This window comes from Micrococcus sp. KRD128 (assembly GCF_017168395.1).
Classification (GTDB): Bacteria; Actinomycetota; Actinomycetes; order Actinomycetales; family Micrococcaceae; genus Micrococcus; species Micrococcus luteus.
In genome coordinates, this window is record NZ_JABFAX010000018.1 from 4,181 (window position 1) to 8,664 (window position 4,484).

The 4,484-nt window shown below is 73.9% G+C and carries 5 protein-coding genes; 3 read left to right on the forward strand and 2 right to left on the reverse strand.

The annotated features are described in order from the left end of the window. The first annotated feature begins 107 nt into the window (after positions 1 to 107). Positions 108 to 1,616, forward strand: a complete 1,509-nt coding sequence (locus tag J1M44_RS09470; protein ID WP_060775404.1) for a sensor histidine kinase — start codon at positions 108 to 110, stop codon at positions 1,614 to 1,616. 62 nt (positions 1,617 to 1,678) lie between these two features. On the opposite strand, the gene J1M44_RS09475 is transcribed toward J1M44_RS09470, so the two are convergent. Continuing rightward, positions 1,679 to 1,927, reverse strand: a complete 249-nt coding sequence (locus J1M44_RS09475; protein WP_002854852.1) for a WhiB family transcriptional regulator — start codon at positions 1,925 to 1,927, stop codon at positions 1,679 to 1,681. A 366-nt stretch (positions 1,928 to 2,293) separates the two neighbouring features. Here J1M44_RS09475 and J1M44_RS09480 point away from each other — a divergent pair, with 366 nt between their 5' ends. Continuing rightward, a complete protein-coding gene (locus tag J1M44_RS09480) occupies positions 2,294 to 2,770 on the forward strand; it encodes a hypothetical protein (protein WP_002854851.1) in 477 nt (158 codons plus the stop codon). A 65-nt stretch (positions 2,771 to 2,835) separates the two neighbouring features. Here the strand turns inward: J1M44_RS09480 and J1M44_RS09485 are convergent, their stop codons facing one another. Next, complete coding sequence (locus tag J1M44_RS09485; RefSeq protein WP_036334049.1) at positions 2,836 to 3,207, reverse strand: DUF1844 domain-containing protein; 372 nt, start codon at positions 3,205 to 3,207, stop codon at positions 2,836 to 2,838. A 180-nt stretch (positions 3,208 to 3,387) separates the two neighbouring features. On the opposite strand from J1M44_RS09485, the gene infC reads away from it, so the two are divergent. Then, positions 3,388 to 4,484 (forward strand): translation initiation factor IF-3 (infC, locus tag J1M44_RS09490; protein WP_342356591.1); only part of this gene is annotated, 1,097 nt, incomplete at its 3' end.

Sequence of the window (4,484 nt, forward strand, 5' to 3'; positions counted from 1 at the left end):
GGACGGCACCGCGCCCGGCCCCCGCAGGCCATCGCCGCCGCGTCCTCCGACACCGCCCGCGACGCCACGGACACGGGCCGCCCGGCACGTCGCCGTACCCTGATCCCATGGTCAGTTCGCTCGCGCAGGACCCCCTGACGTCGCACCCCGACATCGGGGACGAGGACCGCGCCTGGCTGCAGCGGCTCGTGGGGGACTGGCAGCTTGTGGCAGACCTGGCGCTCGCGGACCTCGTGCTCTGGTGCCCCGTGCCCCGCCGCGACGAGGCCGGAGGGTTCGTCGCGCTCGCCCAGGTCCGGCCCTTCACCGCTCCCACCCTCTTCCACCGCGACATCGTGGGCTCGCGCGCCCGCGCGGACCTGCGGGCCGTCGTCGGGCAGACGTGGCACGGCGGGGAACGGGCCGAGGGGGCCGGCCCCGTCGAGGCCCCGGGAGGCACGCTGCAGGTGCGTCTGTGGCCGGTGGTCCGCGCCGGGAGGGTCATCGCGGTCGTCTCCGCGCACGCGGACCCGAACGGCCGGCCGGCGCGCTCGGTGATCGAGGAGAACTACAGCCGGACGGCCGGCACCCTGCTGGACATGATGCAGCACGGCCGCTGGCCGGCGCCCGAGGAGCCCCCCGGCCTCTGGGCAGGCGGCACGCCGCGGGTGGGGGACGGCCTCGTCGTGCTCGGGCCGGACTCGGTCGCCGAGTTCACCAGTCCCAACGCGGTCTCCGCCCTGCGCCGGCTGGGCATCGCCTCAACCCTCGAGGGGCACCGGCTCACCGACGTCCTGGCCAGCACCGACGCCGCCCGCGTGCCCACCGACGAGGGGACGTGGGCCGTGCTCACCGGGCTGCGTGCCGGACGTCGGGAGGTGCAGTCCGGCGGGGTGTCGCTGACGGTGCGCTCCGTCCCCCTCCTCGGTCCGGACGGCTGGCAGGGGGCGCTGCTGCTGCTGCGCGACGTGACCGAGCTGCGCCGCCAGGAGCAGCGTCTGCTCACCAAGGACGCGACCATCCGCGAGATCCACCACCGCGTCAAGAACAACCTGCAGACCGTGGGATCGCTGCTGCGCATGCAGGCGCGGCGCACATCCTCGCCCGAGGCGGAGCGTGCGCTGCGCCAGGCGATGCAGCGCGTGGACACGATCGCCCTCGTCCACCAGACGCTGAGCGAGGAGATCGAGGACCAGGTCCCCGTGGACGGTCTGCTGCAGCGGCAGTTCCGCCTGGCCGTCGAGGTGGCCGGGGACGGGAGGCCGCTGCAGGTCGCGGTCACGGGTGAGTTCGGTGAACTGCCCTCCCACGTGACCACGCCGCTGGCGCTGGTGCTCAATGAGCTGGCGGCCAACGCCGTCGAGCACGGCACGGCGCCGGGCGGTGGCTGCGTGGGCCTGCACGCCGACCGCGAGTCGACCCCCGCAGGAACGGTGCTGGTCGTGTCCGTGACGGACAGCGGCCCTGCCGCCCCCGACGGATGGGTGCCGGGGGAGTCCCCCCGCGCGGGCGAGGGATCGGGGCTCGGTCTGCGCATCGTGCACTCGCTCGTGGAGGGGGACCTGCGCGGCACCCTGCGCTGGCAGCGGTCCGACGACGGCGGCACGCGCGTCGTGCTGCGACTGCCCCTGACGTGAACCCGGCCGGGCTTGAGGACGGCCCCGTCGACGAGATCGACGGGGCCGGTGGTCCGGGTGGGTCAGGAGGCGCGGCGGGCGCGCGCGGCGCGGCGCTTCATGGCGCGCCGCTCGTCCTCGCTCATGCCGCCCCAGACGCCCGAGTCCTGGCCGGACTCCATGGCCCACTTCAGGCACGTGTCCACGACCTCACACGAGCGGCACACCGCCTTCGCCTCCTCGATCTGCAGGAGGGCGGGGCCGGTGTTGCCCACGGGGAAGAACAGCTCCGGGTCCTTGTCCAGGCACGCTGCTTTACTGCGCCAATCCATCGGTCCGCTCACTTTCTGTCGGAAGAGCCGGAGCCCGCGGGCGCCGGTGGTCACGGCCTCCGCCGGCGGCGGGCGCGGGGGCCTGCGCGGACGACGCGCGGCACGACCGATACGGAGGGCGACCCTGGTCATTGCAACGGGGACCGCCTTCGTACGAACGCGGCCCCCGGAAATCTTTCGCGTGCCATCCTCGCACGGCCCTCACGAGTGAACAAGAGGTGAATGAGGTGCATCACCGCGCTGCACGGCGAGTCCTTCGTCACACCATGCCCTGACCGAGGCGCCGTCGCGGACGTGGTCCGCGCGCCGCCCGGCGTACCGTGGGGGACACGTCCGTCCCCGCAGCCGTCCCGCAGGAGAGGCCCCATGGCACAGTCCCGCCGCCCCGACCCCGTCGCCCCGTCCGAGTCGGCGGGCGCCGACGCGACGACGCTCCCGCCCCGCCGCGGACGGGGCCTGCCGGTGGCCGTCCTCGTGGTCGCCGCGGCGCTCGTGCTCGAGGGGGGCGCGCTCCTCTGGCTCGCCGTGGACGCGGTGGTGCATGCGGCGGACGGGGTGCTCCCGGCCGGGGCCCGCGTGATGCTGATCGTCATCTACGCGCTGCTCGCCCTGTGGATCCTCGCGACCGCCGTCGCCCTGCTGCGCGGTCGGGCGTGGAGCCGCGGCGCCGCCGTCGCGATCCAGCTCTTCGGTGTGCTCCTGTCCTCGTGGCTCTTCAGCGTGGACGCCGCTGCTCTGGGTGGGCCGCTGCTCGCGGTCTCCGGCGTCGCGCTGCTCACCCTCTTCACGACGCCGGTCACCCGGCATCTCGCCCCCGCCCCGGAGGCCTCGACGGACGCCTGAGCCCCGCCCCGACGACGACGGCGCGCCCCCGGCCGGGGGCGCGCCGTCGTCGTCGGGGCCGTGGTTCAGTTCACCGGGCCGGTGAACTTCTCGCCGGGGCCCTTGCCCGGCGCGTCCGGGAACGGGGAGACCTCACGGAACGCCAGCTGCAGCGAGCGCAGCCCGTCGCGCAGCGGGCCGGCGTGCTGGCTGCCGATCTCGGGCGCCGCGGCCGTGACCAGCCCGGCGAGGGCGGTGATGAGCTTGCGGGCCTCGTCGAGATCCATGAGCTCGCGGGCGTCGGGGGAGTCGGCCAGGCCGCACTTGACGGCGGCGGCGGTCATCACATGCACGGCGGTGGTCGTGATGACCTCGACGGCGGGGACCTCGTGGATGTCGCGGATCTCGGCGGGGGCGTCCATGGGGGTGGCGTCCTGGGCCTGACGTTCGTCTGTCATGGTGGTAAGCTTCCCACAGACCACTCGTGGTCCGCGCACGTCCTCGTCATCCGGTGACCCCGGGGCGGGCATGCACGGGCCAGGAGCAGCAAAGTGGAGGCCTCTCTCCCACCCGCGTCAGCAGGATGTCCGGTTCGCCCCGGACCGAGTTGCCGGGTCGCCGGTCGGGACCGCCGCTTCGTGGCGCGCAGCCCGCACCGAGGGTCCCGTCTGCGGGACCGTGTCGAGGCCTCCGTCTGCGTCCGCGCAGGGGAGGCCTTCCTCGTTTCCGAGGGCCCCTCCGGTGGGCGCGGGATCACCCGTCGTCTCGCACAGAGGAGCAGCACCATCAGCGATCCCCGCATCAACGAGCGTATCCGCGTTCCGGAAGTCCGCCTGGTCGGCCCGAACGGCGAACAGGTCGGCATCGTCCGCGTCGAGGACGCCCTCCGGCTCGCCGCCGAGGCGGACCTGGATCTCGTGGAGGTGGCCCCCACGGCCAAGCCTCCGGTGTGCAAGCTGATGGATTTCGGCAAGTACAAGTACGAGGCTGCGGTGAAGGCCCGTGAGTCGCGCAAGAACCAGGTGAACACGGTCCTCAAGGAGGTCCGCTTCCGCCTGAAGATCGACAAGCACGACTATGAGACCAAGACCGGCCACGCCAAGAAGTTCCTGAGCCAGGGCGACAAGGTCAAGGCCATCATCCAGTTCCGCGGCCGTGAGCAGCAGCGTCCCGAACTCGGCATCAAGCTGCTGCAGCAGTTCGCCGAGGACGTCGCCGAGCTGGGCACCGTCGAGTCGCAGCCGCGCCAGGACGGCCGCAACATGGTGATGGTGGTCGCCCCGCTGCGCACCAAGGCCGATGCGCGCGCGGACCAGCGCAAGAACTCGACCGAGAGCCATCGCGAGCGTCAGGGCGGCGGTTCGCGTCGCGACCAGGCCGCCCGAGAGGCCAAGGAGCGCGCCGCGCAGAAGGCGGCGTCCGACTCCGCCCCGGTGCGGAATTCGATCGGGGACGCGTTCCCCGAGCAGCTGAAGGCCATGGCCGCCCGGACGCAGGAGAACGCCTCCGCGGCCCCGGCCGAGACGAAGCAGGCGCCGAAGACCCCGGCCCCGGCTGCGAAGCCGGCCACCAGGGCCACGCCCGCATCTGCCCCGAAGCCGGCCGCGACGCCGAAGCCGCGGTCCTCGGCTGCGCCGGCCGCGACACCGAAGCCGCGGTCCGCCGCCACGTCGGCCGCGCCGTCGTCGGCTCCGAAGCCGGCGGCCAAGCCGATGCCGGCCCCGCCCAAGCCCGC